The organism is Arthrobacter sp. NPDC055585 (assembly GCF_053619115.1).
Genome location: NZ_JBSHIT010000004.1, coordinates 263,831 through 280,693, shown reverse-complemented (window position 1 = coordinate 280,693; position 16,863 = coordinate 263,831). Strand labels below are relative to the sequence as shown.

The window sequence follows — 16,863 nt, the reverse complement described above, 5'->3', positions numbered from 1 at the left end:
AGCGGCATAAACGCGATCATGCGCTGCTGCCCGTATCCTGCAGTCTGACAACGCGCAGGGGGGGGCACATGGGTGCAGCGGAACCGGAGGATTCAAATGCTGTGCCGGCCGAGGGCACAGCGCTGGCGCGCCCGGCGGCTGGGGATCGCGTGACTGTGGCCTGGGGCATCGCCCTCGGAGCCGCGGGGCTGCTGTTGTTTGGCGGCCACGCCCTCCTGGAAGGGATCTCGCTCCACGGCGGAAGCGGGCAGCCGCTCCTCTTCTACCTGGTGATGGACGAAAGCCAGTGGAACTGCTTACTTTACGTTCTCGGCGGCATCTGTCTGGCAGCGGCGCTTCCCCGTCTGTTTCCGCCGCTGCTGCGCAGAATCCGGCTGCGGTGGCTGCGGTGGTGCCTGAAAGGCTTGCTGGCAATGACGTATCTGGCCCTGCTCGGAGTCTGGGCGCTTTTTTCCCTCGTCCTGTTCTTCATTGCAGGGACCTGGAGCTATTCCTCCTTTTCGGACGGGGAAGGCCACCGTGCGCTGGTCCGGGTGCAGTCCTACGGCGTCGAAATCTGGACGCCTTATGCCGGGCCGCTGTACCAACGCTTCAAGGGGCAGGTGCTGACAGACATGGAGGCGGTCACTGAGGGGAACTGCGCGCTCGGTTCCGGGGCAGCCGGCCTGGAACTCACATGCGGCCGGGACACTATTCTCCTTAAACCGGCGGGCGGATAGAGGTGCCAGTGGATCCCCGCGCCGCGAGCCGCACGGTGGCACTGCCCAGCTCCCGGCCCCTAGACTGGGCCGCCTGAACCCCGAACTTAGCCCGCCTAACTGAGGAGCATCATGGCCACCATCGCCGAGACCGTCGTCCGCAATCTTGCAGCCAATGGAATTCGGCGGATCTGGGGCGTGCCGGGGGATTCCCTGAACGCGGTGACCGAAGCCATCCGCCGGGAGAAGGACATCGAGTGGATGCTCGCCCGGCACGAGGAGGAAGCCGCTTTCGCCGCTGCGGGGGAGGCAGCGCTGACGGGCGAACTCGCGGTCTGCGCCGGCAGCTGCGGCCCCGGAAACATGCACCTCATCAACGGGCTCTACGACGCGCACCGCAGCCGGGTTCCGGTGCTGGCGATCGCCGCGCACATCCCGACCGAGGAGATCGGCAGCCAGTACTTCCAGGAGACCCGTCCCACGGAGCTGTTCCGGGACTGCACGGTCTTCTGCGAAATGGTGATGAGCCCCGAGCAGATGCCGAGGCTGCTGGAGATCGCCATGCGGACCGCCATCGAAAAGCGGGGAGTCGCCGTCCTCATCATGACCGGCGACACGGCACTGGACGACGCCGCGGACGAGCGGGTCTTTACGGTCCGCCGCACCGACCCGGTGACCGTGCCTTCTCCGGCGGAGCTGCAGGAAGCGGCGGATACGCTGAACTCCTGCGGCAACGTGACGATCCTCGCCGGCGGTGGCGTCGAAGGTGCCCGCGAGGAGGTCCTCGCCCTCGCCGACGCGCTGGGCGCGCCGATCGTTCACGCCCTGCGCGGCAAGGAACATATCGAGTGGGACAACCCGTTCGACGTCGGCATGACCGGGCTGCTCGGGTTCGCCTCCGGTTACCGTGCCATGGAGGACTGCGATGCGCTGCTGATGCTCGGCACCGACTTCCCGTACCAGCAGTTCTATCCGGAGAAGGCGAAGATCCTTCAGATCGACATCCGGGGCGAACAGCTCGGCCGCCGGGTACCGCTTACCCAGGGCATGGTCGGCGGGGTGCGCGAGACAGCGGCGGCACTGCTGCCCCTGCTCGAACGGAAGCAGGAACGTTCCCACCTCGAGAAATCCCTGGACCACTACCGGCGCACCCGGCGCCAGCTCGACGACCTGGAAAAGCAGGGACCGGGCGCGATCCATCCGCAGCACCTCACCCACCTGATCGACGAACTCGCCGACGACGACGCGGTGTTCCTTCCCGACGTCGGCACGCCCGTCATCTGGGCATCCCGGCACCTGCACATTGGCCCCCGACGCCGGCTGATCGGCTCTTTCTGGCACGGCACCATGGCGGCGGCGACCCCGCTGGGTCTGGGTGCGCAGGCCGTGGACCGGAACCGGCAGGTTGTCATCCTTGCTGGCGACGGCGGGCTCGCGATGATGCTCGGTGAACTGCTGACGGCCGTGCAGCACAAGCTGCCGATCAAGATTGTGGTGTTCAACAACGCCGCACTCAGCTTCGTCGAGGTGGAAATGAAGGCGGCGGGCATCGTTAACTTCGGCACCGGGCTCGAGAACCCCGACTTCGGCGCGGTCGCTCAGGCAGTGGGGATGCACGGCGAGAGCGTAACCCGTCCGGAGGATCTTGAGGGTGCGCTGCGCCGTGCCTTCGCATATGACGGTCCCGCGCTCGTCTCCGTGGCAGTGGAACGGCAGGAGCTCTCCATGCCGCCGAAGATCGAGGCCAAGCAGGCGACGGGCTTTACGCTCTACGCGCTGCGCACCGTTCTGGCGGGCAACGGCCGCGAGCTCATCGACCTGGCCAGGGCGAACGTCCGCCAGCTGCTCTAAGCCTGGCTGCCCTGTTCAGCGGTGGTGCCGGCTCAGGCCTGCGCCGCGCCCGGGCGCAGGCGCCGTTCCTCGTGCTTGCGCCGTGCCCGGGCCGCGAGGAACAGCAGGGAGCCCACGGCTATATACGCCGCGGTGCCGAGCCAGATCGGCCCGGTTTGCTGGGTCAGGAGGGCGACGCTCGCGATGATCGCCAGGACCGGCACAAAACGCGGGGCAGAGAAGTGATCGTGGTCGACTTTGTCCTTTTTGAGCACAAGGACGCTGACGTTGGCGGAAAGGAACACCAGCAGCAGGAGCAGCACGGTGGTTTCGGCCAGTGAAGCGACACTCCCGGTCAGGGCCAGGATGATTGTCAGCCCGGCGATGACCACGATCGAGACCCACGGCGTGCGGCGTCCCGGCAGCACACGGCTGAAGGCCCGGGGGAGCAGTTCGGCCTCCGCCAGTCCGTAGCCGACTCTGCTGGCCATCACCATGAAAAGCAGCGCTCCGTTCGAAATCGCAACCAGGGCGATGAGGCTGAAGAGCCAGGGCGGGACGCCGACGCCGCTGGCCGCAACGACGTCGAGCAGCGGTCCGCTGGACTCGGCCAGCTCCGCCGGAGGCAGCACGATCACTGCCCCGAGGGCAATCAGCAGATACACGAACCCTGCGGTGCCAATGGCACCGAACAGGGCGCGGGGGTAGGACTTGGACGGTTTGCGCACCTCCTCAGCCATGTTCGCCGCTGCCTCGAAACCAAGGAAGGAAAAGAACGCCACGATGGACGCGGCCAAGGCTCCCTCGAGCGGCGGTACGTCCGGAGCGAATTCAAGGAGCCGGGACGGCTCCCCGTTGCCGGAGGTGAGGACGACGCCGGCGACGAAGATGACGATGACGAGACCGCTGACCTCGATGACGGACGCAACCAGGTTTGCGGTGAGGGACTCGCGGACGCCGCGCAGGTTGATCAGGGTCAGCAGGATGATGAACGCGACTGCAGCCGGGGCTGCGGGCACATCGACGATGGCGGTCAGGTAGTCGCCCGCGAACGCGTTCGCCAGGGCAGCGGCTGTGGTAATGCCGGAGGCCATCATCAGGAAGCCGATGATGAAGGACAGGTAGGGGATGCCAAAGGCCCGGTCAACGTAGCGTGCAGCTCCGCCGGCGTGCGGGTATTTGGTGATCAGCTCGGCATAGGTAGCGGCAGTGAGCATCGCGACGACCAGCGCTATCAGCAGGGGCAGCCAAATCACGCCGCCGACATCGGAAGCCATGGTGCCCACCAGGGTGTAGATGCCGGCCCCGAGGGTGTCTCCCGCGATGAATGCGTACAGCAGCGGCGTGCCGATTGCCCGCTTCAGCCCGGTCTGCGGTTTCGCGGCGGCTTTGTCCGCATCTTTTGTCATTGGGCCATTGGAAATCCTCTGCCGCCTCAGCGCAAGAGAACTTTCCACCTTCGGGGCTGCCGCAGGCGGCTCATGAAGGGGGTGGGGAAGGGACAGGTCCCCGGGGGTGCGGCTGCCCTCTGGCTGCCGCCGGTGGTTCTGGCTAGGGTGGGCGAATGGCAGCCCGGCTCTCGCGTCTCCTCACAGCAACCACGGTCATTCTCCTGGTGGCGCTGCTGGCGGTCCTGATTGTGGACGGATTGTCTGCGGCGGATCTCAGTCAGTGGAGCACGTTAATGCTCTCTGCGCTCGCCGTTCTGGTCCTTATTCGCCTGCTGACCCGCGCGGGATCCTGGCGTTCGCAAATTGCAGGCCCGCTTGCCGGTTCCGCTTCCGTCCAGTCAAGAATGTTCGGTTTCACGCCGGGAAGCTCACCGATTGAACCTTCCAGCGGACCGGCCTACACCATCTCCGAGCTGGACGATGAAGAGAACTCCCGGCCCAATCCTGACCGTGAGTCCAACTAGTCGCGCGCTGCTGGCGGTCACCCACCGTGCGTTCTCCAGGTCCCCGCGGTGAACCGGGGCTAACGGTCCTTGTGCTCAGCCTTGAAATTCTCGTCGTCGGCGTTCAGCCCCTCCGCTAGGTTCGAGTGGACCTTGGTACGGGGATCGGATTTGTCCTGGCTGCCGCTGCCGTCCGGAACCTCTTCACCGAGATTCTGCATGAGGTTGTCAGCTGCTTTCTCGATCGGGTTCGACGGTTCGCCCTTGGGATCATTCGCATGCGTGTCAGCCACGATGTGCTCCTCAATCTTCGACTGTAAGTAACCTTACGATTATAGCTCCGGTCGTCGGAACACCATCGAGTCCTTACTGGGCTGTCTTCCAGGGGAGGTCGGCGTCATCGAGGACCGGGTGCAGCGGGATCATGACCACCGGACGGTGCTGGCGGTGCGCAAGCCGAATGTCCACCGACCCGTTGAGGAACTCCTCGACGGAACCACGAAACCCTGATTCCCGGGTGCCGACAACGATCAGCGCTGCGTCCAGCCTCTCGGCCAGCCCTGCCAGTTCCTGCGCCGGACCCCCGGCCAGCGCCCGCACCGACCAATGCACCTGCAGCGGGTCCAGAACTGCGGCGATCTCTGCGCGCAGACCGGCGTCGAACTCCTCGTTCTCCTCGAATGGCACGTCCGGGTCGATGGGCCGTGAGACTACTGTCCCGTCCGGCTTTTCCTCGACCTTTTCGCTGGAGGCGTCCACATTGGCGCAGACCAGTTCAGCGCCAATGTGCTCAGCGAGTCCCGCTGCGGCCTCAACCACTGCGGCGGCCGTACCGCTGACAACGCCGACGACGATCTGTGGATTGGAGTTTGGCATGTTGGTCGCTCCTTCGGGGGAAGGGGTGTGCGGACAGACAATGCCAAGGTGGCACAGTCTGGATGCTCTGTGCACCGCTCATCCCAGGTTTCAGCTGCGGGGCAGGCCCATTGCTCATCGGGCCTGAACCGGGAGGAGGAGCCCTGCCGGCGCTGGCAAATGGTCTGCTCTGGCAGGATGAAAGCGTGCGATCCGCGCGGCCGCCTCAACCGGCGGCCTTCCGCACAGAGCGAATCAGGACCGGCTATGCCCAATCCTTCGGTGGTACTCCACAGCCTTCCCGGCGACTACATCATTGCTCGGCTTGCCGCGTCATCGCGGGTGCCCGCTGACCTGCTGTCACCGGCAGATACGGGTGGTTTCGTGTCCGTGACCCGCACTCCGCAGGAGCTCTCGATCGTCTGTCCTGCCCCACTTGCTCCGGAAGGCATGGAAGTCGACGGACCGTGGAAGGCTCTCTATGCCGCGGGACCGATGCCTTTCGGGCTGACGGGGGTTGTGGCGTCGCTGGTCGCGCCGCTCTCCGCCGCCGGCTGCCCGGTGTTTGTCACCTCAACCTTCGATGGAGACGTGCTGATGGTCCCGTCCCCGCAGTATGGGCAGGCCTGCGAATTGCTGGCAGCGGCGGGGCACACCCTTCGCTGATCGCTCACTCACCGTCGACCGGCGGCGGCTTGAAAGCTGTGTCCGACAGCGGAGCCCAGGCATACCATCCGGCGTCGTTCCCCGTGGGACGCGGCCCTGATCCAGGCCGGCCCGCTTCAGCCGGCCGCGCGCCGTTCAGCTTGTTGAACGCGGCTACCGCGGCGGCGTTGGGCGCCGCGCCGGACGAGCGGAAGATACGGCGGGGAACACCGTCCTCATAGGACTTGAAAGACACTTCGTACCCGTCGCCGAGTTCGTCGGCCAGGCGCTGCGCCAGTCGGTTGCCTTCAGCGGTGAACAGGCGGGCAGCGCCGTCGGACACCCATTCGAAGTCCGGGGTAAGTGAACGATAGTAGGACTCTTCCCACGCCTGCAGCGAGTGGACGAGTTCCGGGCTCAGCCCGGACACCTCAAATGAGACGGGCTCATCCAGCCAGAGCACGGTTCCGGCGTAGTCCGGAAACAGCCGGATTCTCAGTCGAGGCTGCCCTTCGGCGGTGGTCATCTCAGGAGTCTACGGCCGCGGTCCGGGGCGCTGCGAGGGCCAGCCAGTGCCGGGATTCAGCCCTCAACCCGAGGTACGTGCCGCCAACGATGAGAGCCGCCCCGGCGAAGCCCAGGAGCGCAAGCGGTTCCTGCCCGATGGAGATTCCGATAAGGACAGCCCAGATGGGTTCGGTTCCCATCAGCAGGCTCGCCCGGGAACCCGACGTCTGCTGGATGGCCCAGGTCTGGACCAGGAACGCGAAGACACTGCACACCAGTCCCAGGTAGAGCACACCCATCCATTCACCCGGGCCGAAGCCCTGCACCGCCCGGAGCACACCCTGGTAATCGGCGGCGGTATAGAGCAGCGCGCAGACCACGCCCTGGACCAGGGTCAGATTGAGCGCACTGAACCCGCGTCCCCGCGTGAGCGCAGAGACCGCTGTGACATGGATGGCGCGCACCGCAGCTGCGGCAAGCACGAGCAGGTCCCCCGGCCCGGGGGCAGCAAATCCGTCTGCTGAAACGAGCAGGCAAACACCCACGACGGCAATGACGCCGGCAACGAAAACCGTACGCGGCAGCTTCACCCGGAAGGCGATGCTCTCGGTCACGGGGGTGAACACCACGACGAGGCTGATGATCAGTCCGGCGTTGGTAGCGCTCGTGCCCGCGATGCCGTGGGTTTCCAGGATCAGCACCGCTGCCTGGGTAAAGCCCAGAACGACGCCGGTCGCGGCTTCGCGGCGGGTTGTCCGGCGGCGGTTCCAAATCAGCCAGATCGCTGCCAATGCCAGGGCGGTGATGAGGAACCGCAGGGACAGGATGACCGTCACGCCGACCGTAGCGGTGAGGGTTTTCGCCGCTAGATAGCTGCTGCCCCAGACCATTGCGACGAGGAGAAGCAGCAGATCCACTCTGCGTGCAGTGAGAAGCGCGGCAAGCCGGCGGCGCCGTTCGCGGGGCTCGGGCGGGGCTGGAGTCAGTATCGGGGAGGGCACTCCTTGAGTCTGATGAGGACGAATTCGTAAGACCAGAGGCCAAATCCTGAAGTAACGGTTTAGCCTGTGCTTATGGATCTTCATCAGCTGCGGCTGCTGCGGGAGCTTGGCGAGCGGGGAAGCCTCGCCGCCGTCGCCCGCGCATCCCACATCTCGGCGTCGGCGGTCTCCCAGCAGCTGACCGCACTGCAGCGTCGTGTGGAGGTTCCGCTGACCGAACGCCGGGGACGGAACCTCGTCCTGACGGAGGCCGGGCAGGCCCTGGCCCGGGCCGCCGTGGACATCAGCGTTGCCATGAGTTCCGCGGAGCAGGCCGTGAGCCGGTACCTGCAGGACCCCCGTGCGACAGTAAGCATTGCCGCATTCAGCAGCGCGGGCCTCGCCTGGTTCCGTCCGCTGCTGCAGGCAATGACGGGCGAGGGAAACCCCAAGCTGGTCTGCTCTGACCGGGATGTGGGGCAGGAAGCCTTCCCGGCGCTCGCTGCCGACTATGACCTGGTGATCGCGCACCGCCTGGAGCACAGCAAACCCTGGCCCGAATCGATCAGCGTTCGTCCGCTGATCCGGGAGCCGCTGGACGTCGCTATGTCCGGGAGGCACCGCCTCGCCCGGCAGCCCGACGTCAGTGTGGACGACCTCGCGGACGAAGAATGGGTGTCAGTCCAGGACGGTTTCCCGCTGATGCCGGCTCTGCAGGCCATCGCCGTTCACGCGGGACAGCCTCTGAATATCACGCATCAAATAAATGAATTCTTTATCGCTGCCGAAATTGTCGCCGCGGGTTCCGCCGTCGCGCTGATGCCGCGGCGCACTGCGTCCCCGCCGGAGGGCAGTGGCCTGGTCCTCAAGCCGATCCGCGGCCTTCCGCTGGCCCGGCACGTCGACGTGCTCTGCCGGCCCGAGGCGCTCCACCGGGCTGCGGTTCAGCAGGTCGTCACGGCGCTCCGGGAAATTGTGGTGCGCCCTGAACCCGGGAAAGGGCACACGCACAGCGCCATTCGCAGCGTAGGAAGTCCCGATCGTACCTATTGACTTGCGATCGATTGATAATCGATTATCCGGGCATGACCACTTCGACGCCGCATGCCGGTTCAGCCGTCATTTCCCTGACGCGTGCAGCCCTGGGCTTGCTCTTTCTTGCAGTGATCGGCGGGCAGGTCGCTGCAGTCTTCAGTGCCCAGGCGGTGGTGGACAGCTATCCCGAGTTCGCCGATCTGCAGGGTCCGCTGGTCACCGCTGCCATCGCTTTTGGGATGTGCAGACGGTTCTGGTCATCACCGGCATCCTCGCCGGACATACCCGGGACGGCCGCATCTTCGGGCCTCAGGCTCTTCGGCTGGTGGACGTCACGGCCGGGGTGCTGGTGACTGCCACGCTTCTGATTCTGGGCACCCTTTTCTTCATTCCGGGACCGCCCGCCCTCGGCCTGCTGATTCTGGGCTGCGCGCTGGTAGCTGCAACGATCACGCTGGTCCTGCTGGTGCTCCGAGCACTCCTGCACAGGGCGGCATTTATGCGGGTAGAGCTGGACGAGGTCGTCTGATGCCCATTCGAGTGGCAATCGACCGGCTGCTGGACGAACGTGGATTATCCGTTGGGGAATTCGCGGACCGGGTTGGCATCACTCCCGCCAATGTGGCTGTCCTTAAAAACGGGCGGGCAAGAGCAGTTCGGTTCTCCACGCTGGACGCGATCTGCCGGGTGCTCGAATGCCAGCCGGGGGACATTCTGATTTGGGAAAAGGACTAAGCGCCGGACATATCTGCCGGAGCCGGCTGTTCTTATCCGCTTTCAAACTTCTTCCAGAGCCCTTCGGAAACTACTTCGACGGTGCCGTCGAGCACCTGGATGGCCGTCTGTTCGTCGATCGCATAGGACGGAACGCCCAGGTCAGCGGCCCACCGCTCGGCGTCGGCCGGGGTATTGGTCGGAAAAGCGTTGAGGTGCGGGAAGATCGAAAAGTCCACCACGCCCAGCGTGCGGTCGTCCGCCGCGGCTGGCCACTCCACGAAATAATCCCCGATGCGCGGCGTCAGGACCATGCTTCCCGCGCTGACTCCAACCCACACGGTATCGGGCAGGGAGGGCAGCAGGTCTGCAAGTCCGGACGCGTGCATCCAATGGTTCAGGTAGGTGGCGTCGCCGCCGTCGACCAGCAGCACATCAGTCTCCCGGACCCAGGGGACCCAGCGCTCGACGCCGATGGATGGCAGGGCGGTGAGCTCGAGGACACCGAGTGACGCCCATCCCAGACCTGTCAGGTGAGGGGAGCCCGGGCCGGCGGCAACCAGCCTGCCCACTGACGCCGGCCCGCACGCCGGGTGGCCCCACTGCGCCGTCGGTATCACCAGGGCGTGGGACTCGGCGATGGACTTGCCGAGTAGGCTGACCAGCGCGGATTCAATGCTGGGGTTTGTCACGCCGCCGGACGTCAGCAGGAGTTTCATGATGCCCCCGGGTGTTCGTGCAGGAATGGATGTTTCCCATGGCTACACACCCGGCAGGGCCTTGTCTATGGTTCGTTCCGGTTACGGCAGGGCGGAATCAGAGGGGGCAGGACCGCGCCCAGTTCTGCAACGCGGCCGGATCTCCGGCCTGAGCCGGTGTGATCACGTTGGCCTCAAAGACTTCCGGGTCCACATGCCACGCCTGGACCGCCGGGAGCTGTGTGTATTTGGCCAGGTAGCCCATCCCCTGTTCCTGACCCTGGAAGTCATTGTTCTCCACGGACTGGAGATAGGAATCCGCCCATGCGCAGAGCCAGTAGTGAGCCACCATCGTGTCCTGGTTGCCGTCCATGATTGCAGGCATTTCCAGTGACGGGTTCTCTTCCGGGTTGGAGTAATCCACGGACTCGAACTTCCATTCAACGCCTGGCGGCAGCGGCTCCGGGAATTCCTGCGTAGCTTCGAGCAGGGCCTGGTCCATGCAATCCGGCTTGATGGTCTGCATGGTTCCACTGGGGTCCGACTGCAGGATCTCACCGCCGAGACACGGTCGGGGCTCCCACGGGGTTGGCGCTGGGTCGGCTTTCACTTCAGCTATCGCCTGCGCCTCGTTGACTTCCGCGTCCGTCGGTCCGCAGCCTGCGAGCAGAGCGCCTAGCAGCAGCGCCGCCGCGGCGCCCGCAATTCGTTTCCGCATGTGCTTTTATCCCCCGTTGGTCAGCTAGTTAGACATTAGACGGAGGCAGACGGCGTGAACAGGGCGGGCTATCAGCGGCACTTTAGGGATCGACGGCGTTTCCCGGCCACCGGGGCAAATTGGCGGCGACAGCAAAAACGACGACGCCTGCCAGCAAAACCAAAACCGCGATAAGCCGGCCGGTTCTGAATTCAGCAAACAGCCCTGGTATCAGCACGACGGCTATCGCACCAAACAGTCCCACGCCAGCAATGAACACGGCTTTGCGGTACTTCTGAGTTCTGTTCATCGGCCCACCCTACTGGTAGCCCGGATACGTGCTGCAGGCCTGACATCATGGCTTGGTGGAATCTGACCCGGTAAGCCCGATTGACCAGGACGCAGCAATCCGAATGTGGCAGGCATACAGCGCCGCGCACCCGGAAGCAGTAGCCGTGTCCCCGGAGTACACCGTTGAACACTTTGGGGATACACGGCGGCTGGCGGACGAACTCCTCACCCATGTGCTCAGCGGACGGAAACGCGCGACGTCGGAACTCGCCGCTGATTTCCTGGCCAGTGGAGACGCGGTCCCCCAGATCGGTTCCCACTGGATAGCGTGCGACGGGACGGGGACGCCGCGGCTCATCCTGCGCAGCATCGAGCTGCGGCTGGGGCCCTTCGGCACGGCGGACGAGGCCTTTGCACGGGACGAAGGCGAAGACGATCTGAGCCTGGCGAGCTGGCAGCGTGAACACCGCCGCTACTGGACACGGGTATCAGCAGCCCAGGGGCGTGAGTGGTCTGAAACTGACGAGATCGTTTTCGAACGGTTCACGGTTGTCTGGCCCCCTGCGCACGCAGACAAAGTGAGCACGGTGCACGGCAGCGGTCGCGTCCCCGGGAGCCCGTAGAACTTCCCCGCGTTCTGTGGTCGACTGAAGTGCGGCCCGAGCGTAACGACGTTCGCTAAGCCCACCCCCTCGGACCGCCGGTTCATAAATCCGGCCCGATCCGAAGGAGACGGCAATGTGTCGTTGGCTAGCGTATTCAGGTTCCCCCGTCCGCCTGGATGACCTTCTCTACAAACCCGTGAACTCCCTCGTTATGCAGAGCAAACACGCGCGCATGGGAGCGGAGACCACCAACGGGGACGGCTTTGGCATCGGCTGGTACGGCACCGAACCAATCCCTGGCCTGTTCCACAGCACGGAGCCCGCCTGGCACGACCGCAACCTGCGCGAGTTCGGCCGGCAGGCCTCCGCCAGCCGCGTCTTCGCGCACATCCGCGCCACGACCGGCACGGCCATTCAGCAGACGAACTGCCATCCGTTCCGCCACGGCAAATGGCTCTGGATGCACAACGGGGCGCTCGCAGACTTCCCCAAGGTGAAGCGCGACATGGCGCTGGCGGTCAACCCCAACCTGTATCCGGAGATCGAAGGATCAACGGACTCCGAGGTGTTCTTCTACCTCGCGCTGACCTTCGGACTGGAGCAGGACCCCCGCGCGGCAGTCGCCGAAGCGGTGGGATTCATTGAGGATGCGGGACGGCGCCACGGTGTGGAGCACCCCGTCCAGATGACGGTTGCAACCACCGACGGCGACACCACCTGGGCGTTCCGCTACTCCAGCGAAGGCAAGTCGCGCTCCCTCTTCACCAGCAGGGACATTTCACCACTCCAGGCCCTGTACCCCGAGAACGTGCTGCTGAATAAACTCTCGGACGACTCCCGGCTAATCGTCTCCGAACCGCTGGGAGACCTGCACGGCGCGTGGCAGGAAGTGCCGGAAGCCACGTGCGTCGTCGTACGCGGCGGCGAGCAGGAGCTGCACCCGTTTGTTCCCTCGGCGCCCGTATCCCTCCTGGCCACATAACGCTCTGCCCGCCCATATGCAGGCCCGGCGGACTAGGCTGCTGACCCGACAGCAGTCCCCGGAGGCAGCGAAAGGAACGGCATGAGCGAGCAACGCCGCAGGGAAATCGGGGAATCCGACGCTCCAGTCGAGGACGAGCTGCAGGAGTCCTTCGACAACACCATCACCGAAGGAGCGGAGCGGCTGCACCGCACGTTCCGCGCCGTCCTGGTGACCGGAGTGTTCGGCGGACTGGAGGTGGGGCTGGGAGTCATGGCCTACCTGGCCGTGATGTACCAAACCGGGGATCACCTGCTGGCCGGAATTGCGTTCAGCGTGGGTCTGATCGCGCTGTTCCTCGCCCACAGCGAACTGTTTACCGAGAATTTCCTGATGCCTGTCGCAGCCGTGGTGGCCAAGGAGGCCAGGGTGCGGCAACTGGTGAAACTCTGGGGAGTCACGCTGCTGGGCAACCTTGTGGGCGGCTGGGTCATCATGTGGATCGTCATGCAGGCGTTCCCGCAGTGGGAGGACACCATTGCCGAATCGGCCAGGCACTTCACTGACGCACCGTTTTCCCTGCAGACGGTTGCGCTCGCCGTCCTGGGCGGCAGCACCATCACCTTGATGAGCCGTATGCAGCAGGGAACGTCTTCGGATCCGGCCAAGATCGTTGCCACGGTGATTGGCGGGTTCCTGCTTGCCGGGCTTCAGATGTTCCACTCAATCCTGGATTCACTGCTGATCTTCGGGGCCATTCAGTCCGGTGCCGGCATTACCTACCTGGAGTGGCTCACATGGTTTGGCTACACACTGTTCTTCAACATGGTGGGCGGGCTGGTGCTGGTCACGGCCCTGCGCCTGGTCCGGACCAAAGAACTGCTCAAGGAGCGCCGCGAGGAAGCTCCCGCGGACCCTGATGCATCCCACGGGGACAGCTAGGTTCAGCTGTGCGGCTTGTCAGGGTGCGCAGCCGCGATCCGGCCGGCAAACCCGGACAGTGAATCGATAAACGCATCCGGCCCCAGAACGGTGAACGGGGCATCGAAGCGCAGGACCCAGGACAGCAGGCCCGCCCAGGACCACGACCCGGCGCGCACCCGGCAGGCGGCCGCCGAGACCTGTTCCAATTCGCCGTCCCCGAGCCACGGCGCAATCGCTGCGGCAGGGAGCTCGATCAGCAGTTCGCCGTAGCAGGGCCACGTATCGCCGTCGTCGGATCCCTTCAAGCGGGAGGTGAGGTAGCTGCCGGCATCACCGGAGGGAACCGGCCGCGGCGAAAAGACTGCGCCCGCCGGGGACTTCGGCGTCATCCGGTCCAGCCGGTAGATCCGCCAGCCGGCCTTGTCCAAATCCCAGGCAACCAGATACCAGCGGCCCCGGCGGGCGATCACCGCATGCGGCTCCACCCGTTTGGGCGGCACTGACCAGTCCCCGCCGTACTCGAACCGCAGGATCCGGTGCTCCCGGGTGGCGGTGCTGGCCGCTTCGAGAACCGCCGGGTCCACCCGGGCCGGAGTGCCGGTGTCGGTGAACTGGATTCCCTCCACGCGGTGCCGCAGCCGGGACGGCATCACCTGCTTCACCGTTGTCAGCGCCCGCGCCGCGGCCTCGTCCAGGTCCACCCCGCTGGAGGGCGCGCTTTGAAGCGCGACGGCGATGGCCACGGCCTGCTCATCGTCGAACAGCAGCGGCGGGAGTTCCGAACCGGCAGCCAGCCGGTAACCGCCGTCGGGCCCCTTGACGGCCGTGATGGAGTAGCCCAGCTCCCGGAGCCGGTCGACGTCGCGGCGGACCGTCCGCGATGTCACGTTCAGGCGCTCGGCCAGGACCTGTCCGGGCCAGTCCCGGCGGGACTGCAGCAGCGAGAGCAGGGCGAGCATCCGCGAAGAAGTTCCGGGCATGCATTGAGTATGGCGGAAGAAGAGGACACATCCTGTCCGCTACGAGGTTCAGGCTGTTTTCAGGGCCGCAAACCGTGGCCGCAACGAACCGAAGGGGCAGATCCCATGAGCATCACCACCACTACCCACCTGAACTTCCGCGGCACGGCCGGGCAGGCCCTGGAGTTCTACCAGCAGGTCTTTGGAGGCACCCTGACGTCAGCAACCTACGGCGACTTTGGCATGCCGAAGGAGGCTCCGGGAGCGGAGAAGATCGTGTTCGGGCAGGTTGAGACGGCTGACGGTTTCCGGCTGATGGCCTACGACATTCCCGGCCAGGACAGCACCGACATCGCCGGAACCGCGGGCACCACCCGCCGTGAGAACGGCACCACCGTCACGGACCGCACCTTCTTTCAGTCCCTGCGCGGACAGAGCCTGAAGGAGGTCACACAACTCTGGGAAGGACTGGCCGACGGCGGCGACATCATTGAACCCCTTGCCGCGTCAGCGTGGAGTCCCGGATTTGGGATGCTTACCGACCGTTTCGGTGTCACCTGGGTGATCGACGTCGAGGTCCCCTACAACGGGTGAGCTGTGTCCGGCTCTGCGAGATCCCGGAGGGCATTGAGCAGCGGCCGGACCGGACCCGGATCCACGGCTCCGCTGCCGGCGGCACGTTCACCCGCCGCCGGCAGCAGGGCGCGGTACGCACGCAGACCCGCCTCCCGGTTCCCGGTTTCAAGCGCGGCAAGAGCGGCGAGGAACCAGGACGCTTCGAGCATTAGATCGCGGGGAGGATCGGGAAGACACCCGAGCGCCGAGCGTGCTTCATCGCTGCGTCCGGCCCGTACCAGCAGCAATGGCCGCGCCCACGGCTCGTACGGTCCGAAGTTCCCGTCGGGCAGGTCCGCACCCTTCCGGACAGCACCGGTGAGCTCGGCCAGGGCCGGCAGGCCCGTCTGGAATCCGGGCATCTCCGCACCGTCCGGCGGTGTGGGGCCCTGCAGGAAGGTGTGCCGGAACCAGGCAGTGAACACCATGGCCAGCGCCCGGTCGAACCGGACGGCCAAGGCGTCGATCCGGTTGGCTTCCATCGACGCCGCCTCAATGCGGTCGAGTGCGCAGAGTGCCTGCATCCGGATCAGGCGTCCCTGGATCTCGAAAGTCGGCAGCTCAGCCTCCACCGCGACGGCGGTGATCTCAGCACCCAGCGCTTCTCGTGCCGCTGCCAGCCCGGCCGTCTCAAAGCTCTGCTGGTACCGGGCGCTGAGCGCGAAACACAGCAGGGCCGGATCATTTAGCTGCCGTGCGATCCGCTCGGCCTCGGCGGCTTCGGCCAGCCTGTCCGCGGTGCCGCGCGATTCCATGGCAGCAGTGGCCAGCAGCCTGGCACGGACCCGGGCCGAGGTTCCGGACGGAAGTACAGCGAGCGTACGCAGGGCAGCCTCGACCACCGCCGCAGCTTGGGCTGGATCATCTGACCGGGTCCAGCTTCCGGGCACCTCGAACCCGCCGATGACCCGTGCCGCCAGTTCCGGATCTCCGAACTGCTCCGCGGCCGCGATGACTGCTGTGCGCTGCTCGGCTGCCAGCTGGACGGACCCTGACACCGCAAGCACGGGCAGCAGCCGAGCCACGCTTTCCAGCTGGGTGCGCTGACCGGTCTGGGCAGCGGCGGTGGCGGTGCGCCGCAGGAGCGTCCCGCCGTCGTCCTCAGGGCTCAGGGACGGATCGTGGCGCAGGATGTGCTGCTCCAGGTCCCTCAGCGCCTGCCCGGGGTCCAGGCCGAGATCGTGGCGCAAAGTCGAACGGGCCTTGGACAGCAAAGCCAGGGCATCGGCCTGCCGGGCGCCGCGGTACAGGGCAAGCGCGAGCAGCCGCCAGCCTTCCTCCCGCCACGGGTACTCGGCCACGTGCGCATCGAGGAGGCCAATTACATCCTTCGGCCGGCCGAGTTCCAGCCGGGTTTCCGCCAGCTGCTCCACCGCCGACGCCCGCAGCTCAGCGACCCTTGCCCGTTCTGCCCTGGCCCAGGGCCGGGCCCCGAACTCCTCGAATGCGGTTCCGCGCCATTCGCCAAGTGCTGCTGCCAGCTGTGCTTCCCGGGCAGCCAGACCCAGCCCGGCAGCGGACTGGACCGCCTGATCCGCCCGCCACAGGTCGACGTCGTCCGTCCCGAGCCTGAGCGCGTAACCGCCGGGGACGGTCACGAGGATTGCCGGGGGAGTGCGGGCCTGGCGGGCGGGTTCCAGGATGCGGCGGAGTTCTCCGACGAAGGTGCGCACGGCGCCGAGGGCGCCGGCCGGGGCGTCGTCCCACAAGTCGTCGATCAGGCTCTCCGCGGGGACGGCCCGTCCGCGGGCTGCGGCCAGGATCGCCAGGACCTCACGCTGCCGCGCCTTGGACAGCCGGAGCGGGCTGCCGCCGATCTCCGCGCTGACCGGACCGAGGACGCGGAGTCGTAGCTTGCTCACCAGCTGATTCTAGTTCGCGTGCCGCCGGCTGATCGGGCGCTGATCCAGCAGTGGGAACCTCGTTCCAGAAACAGCCGCACAGGCGGCAGGAAA

General features: G+C 65.9%; 21 protein-coding genes. 11 read left to right on the top strand and 10 right to left on the bottom strand.

The annotated features are described in order from the left end of the window. Nucleotides 1-101: 101 nt before the first annotated feature. Nucleotides 102-719 carry a hypothetical protein gene (locus ACWGQ2_RS09405; RefSeq protein WP_452016562.1) on the top strand — a complete coding sequence of 206 codons (618 nt, stop codon included), beginning with the start codon at nt 102-104 and terminating at the stop codon, nt 717-719. 111 nt (nt 720-830) lie between these two features. After that, nucleotides 831-2,549 (top strand): ubiquinone-dependent pyruvate dehydrogenase, encoded by a 1,719-nt coding sequence (poxB, locus tag ACWGQ2_RS09400; protein ID WP_452016560.1) that lies wholly within the window; start codon nt 831-833, stop codon nt 2,547-2,549. A 32-nt stretch (nt 2,550-2,581) separates the two neighbouring features. Here poxB and ACWGQ2_RS09395 read toward each other — a convergent pair whose 3' ends face one another. Continuing rightward, nucleotides 2,582-3,937 (bottom strand): APC family permease, encoded by a 1,356-nt coding sequence (locus ACWGQ2_RS09395; RefSeq protein WP_452016558.1) that lies wholly within the window; start codon nt 3,935-3,937, stop codon nt 2,582-2,584. 155 nt (nt 3,938-4,092) lie between these two features. Here ACWGQ2_RS09395 and ACWGQ2_RS09390 point away from each other — a divergent pair, with 155 nt between their 5' ends. Further along, the gene (locus tag ACWGQ2_RS09390) at nt 4,093-4,443 is read left to right on the top strand and encodes a hypothetical protein (RefSeq protein WP_452016556.1); all 351 of its coding nucleotides are present in this window, start codon (nt 4,093-4,095) and stop codon (nt 4,441-4,443) included. A 59-nt stretch (nt 4,444-4,502) separates the two neighbouring features. Here ACWGQ2_RS09390 and ACWGQ2_RS09385 read toward each other — a convergent pair whose 3' ends face one another. Both ACWGQ2_RS09385 and ACWGQ2_RS09380 read right to left on the bottom strand, forming a co-directional pair. Next, nucleotides 4,503-4,715 carry a hypothetical protein gene (locus ACWGQ2_RS09385; protein ID WP_452016554.1) on the bottom strand — a complete coding sequence of 71 codons (213 nt, stop codon included), beginning with the start codon at nt 4,713-4,715 and terminating at the stop codon, nt 4,503-4,505. 73 nt (nt 4,716-4,788) lie between these two features. Further along, entirely contained in the window at nt 4,789-5,298 is a 510-nt protein-coding gene (locus ACWGQ2_RS09380) for a universal stress protein (RefSeq protein WP_452016552.1), read from the bottom strand. A 246-nt stretch (nt 5,299-5,544) separates the two neighbouring features. Here ACWGQ2_RS09380 and ACWGQ2_RS09375 point away from each other — a divergent pair, with 246 nt between their 5' ends. Beyond that, the gene (locus tag ACWGQ2_RS09375) at nt 5,545-5,943 is read left to right on the top strand and encodes an ACT domain-containing protein (RefSeq protein WP_452016550.1); all 399 of its coding nucleotides are present in this window, start codon (nt 5,545-5,547) and stop codon (nt 5,941-5,943) included. A 4-nt stretch (nt 5,944-5,947) separates the two neighbouring features. Here the strand turns inward: ACWGQ2_RS09375 and ACWGQ2_RS09370 are convergent, their stop codons facing one another. After that, nucleotides 5,948-6,448 carry a hypothetical protein gene (locus ACWGQ2_RS09370; protein WP_452016548.1) on the bottom strand — a complete coding sequence of 167 codons (501 nt, stop codon included), beginning with the start codon at nt 6,446-6,448 and terminating at the stop codon, nt 5,948-5,950. 1 nt (nt 6,449) lies between these two features. Next, a complete protein-coding gene (locus ACWGQ2_RS09365) occupies nt 6,450-7,430 on the bottom strand; it encodes a DMT family transporter (RefSeq protein ID WP_452016546.1) in 981 nt (326 codons plus the stop codon). 72 nt (nt 7,431-7,502) lie between these two features. Between ACWGQ2_RS09365 and ACWGQ2_RS09360 the strand changes: the two genes are divergently transcribed. The 3 genes from ACWGQ2_RS09360 (at nt 7,503) to ACWGQ2_RS09350 (ending at nt 9,179) form a co-directional block, all read left to right on the top strand. Continuing rightward, on the top strand, nt 7,503-8,462 hold the full coding sequence (locus ACWGQ2_RS09360; protein ID WP_082413467.1) for a LysR family transcriptional regulator: 960 nt from the start codon (nt 7,503-7,505) through the stop codon (nt 8,460-8,462). Between the two features lie 223 nt (nt 8,463-8,685). Next, complete coding sequence (locus ACWGQ2_RS09355) at nt 8,686-8,973, top strand: DUF2975 domain-containing protein (RefSeq protein ID WP_452016544.1); 288 nt, start codon at nt 8,686-8,688, stop codon at nt 8,971-8,973. Further along, nucleotides 8,973-9,179, top strand: a complete 207-nt coding sequence (locus tag ACWGQ2_RS09350) for a helix-turn-helix domain-containing protein (RefSeq protein WP_055240672.1) — start codon at nt 8,973-8,975, stop codon at nt 9,177-9,179. The genes ACWGQ2_RS09355 and ACWGQ2_RS09350 overlap by 1 nt, the downstream gene beginning before the upstream one ends. 32 nt (nt 9,180-9,211) lie before the next feature. On the opposite strand, the gene ACWGQ2_RS09345 is transcribed toward ACWGQ2_RS09350, so the two are convergent. The 3 genes from ACWGQ2_RS09345 to ACWGQ2_RS09335 all read right to left on the bottom strand — a co-directional run bounded on the left by ACWGQ2_RS09345 (nt 9,212) and on the right by ACWGQ2_RS09335 (nt 10,863). Next, nucleotides 9,212-9,877 carry a Type 1 glutamine amidotransferase-like domain-containing protein gene (locus tag ACWGQ2_RS09345; RefSeq protein ID WP_452016542.1) on the bottom strand — a complete coding sequence of 222 codons (666 nt, stop codon included), beginning with the start codon at nt 9,875-9,877 and terminating at the stop codon, nt 9,212-9,214. 97 nt (nt 9,878-9,974) lie between these two features. Further along, a complete protein-coding gene (locus tag ACWGQ2_RS09340) occupies nt 9,975-10,574 on the bottom strand; it encodes a hypothetical protein (RefSeq protein ID WP_452016540.1) in 600 nt (199 codons plus the stop codon). 82 nt (nt 10,575-10,656) lie between these two features. After that, nucleotides 10,657-10,863 carry a hypothetical protein gene (locus tag ACWGQ2_RS09335; RefSeq protein ID WP_152969933.1) on the bottom strand — a complete coding sequence of 69 codons (207 nt, stop codon included), beginning with the start codon at nt 10,861-10,863 and terminating at the stop codon, nt 10,657-10,659. Nucleotides 10,864-10,966: 103 nt separating this feature from the next. Between ACWGQ2_RS09335 and ACWGQ2_RS09330 the strand changes: the two genes are divergently transcribed. The 3 genes from ACWGQ2_RS09330 (at nt 10,967) to ACWGQ2_RS09320 (ending at nt 13,352) form a co-directional block, all read left to right on the top strand. Then, nucleotides 10,967-11,467 carry an ASCH domain-containing protein gene (locus ACWGQ2_RS09330; RefSeq protein ID WP_452016695.1) on the top strand — a complete coding sequence of 167 codons (501 nt, stop codon included), beginning with the start codon at nt 10,967-10,969 and terminating at the stop codon, nt 11,465-11,467. 115 nt (nt 11,468-11,582) lie between these two features. Then, the gene (locus ACWGQ2_RS09325) at nt 11,583-12,431 is read left to right on the top strand and encodes a class II glutamine amidotransferase (RefSeq protein WP_452016538.1); all 849 of its coding nucleotides are present in this window, start codon (nt 11,583-11,585) and stop codon (nt 12,429-12,431) included. 81 nt (nt 12,432-12,512) lie between these two features. Then, a complete protein-coding gene (locus tag ACWGQ2_RS09320; protein WP_452016536.1) occupies nt 12,513-13,352 on the top strand; it encodes a formate/nitrite transporter family protein in 840 nt (279 codons plus the stop codon). Nucleotides 13,353-13,354: 2 nt separating this feature from the next. Here the strand turns inward: ACWGQ2_RS09320 and ACWGQ2_RS09315 are convergent, their stop codons facing one another. Beyond that, entirely contained in the window at nt 13,355-14,314 is a 960-nt protein-coding gene (locus tag ACWGQ2_RS09315; protein WP_452016534.1) for a helix-turn-helix transcriptional regulator, read from the bottom strand. Nucleotides 14,315-14,419: 105 nt separating this feature from the next. Here ACWGQ2_RS09315 and ACWGQ2_RS09310 point away from each other — a divergent pair, with 105 nt between their 5' ends. Beyond that, nucleotides 14,420-14,887 (top strand): VOC family protein, encoded by a 468-nt coding sequence (locus ACWGQ2_RS09310; protein ID WP_452016532.1) that lies wholly within the window; start codon nt 14,420-14,422, stop codon nt 14,885-14,887. Here ACWGQ2_RS09310 and ACWGQ2_RS09305 read toward each other — a convergent pair. Continuing rightward, nucleotides 14,875-16,770, bottom strand: coding sequence for an AfsR/SARP family transcriptional regulator (locus tag ACWGQ2_RS09305; RefSeq protein WP_452016530.1), 1,896 nt, complete (start codon nt 16,768-16,770; stop codon nt 14,875-14,877). The genes ACWGQ2_RS09310 and ACWGQ2_RS09305 overlap by 13 nt on opposite strands. Nucleotides 16,771-16,863: the final 93 nt, after the last annotated feature.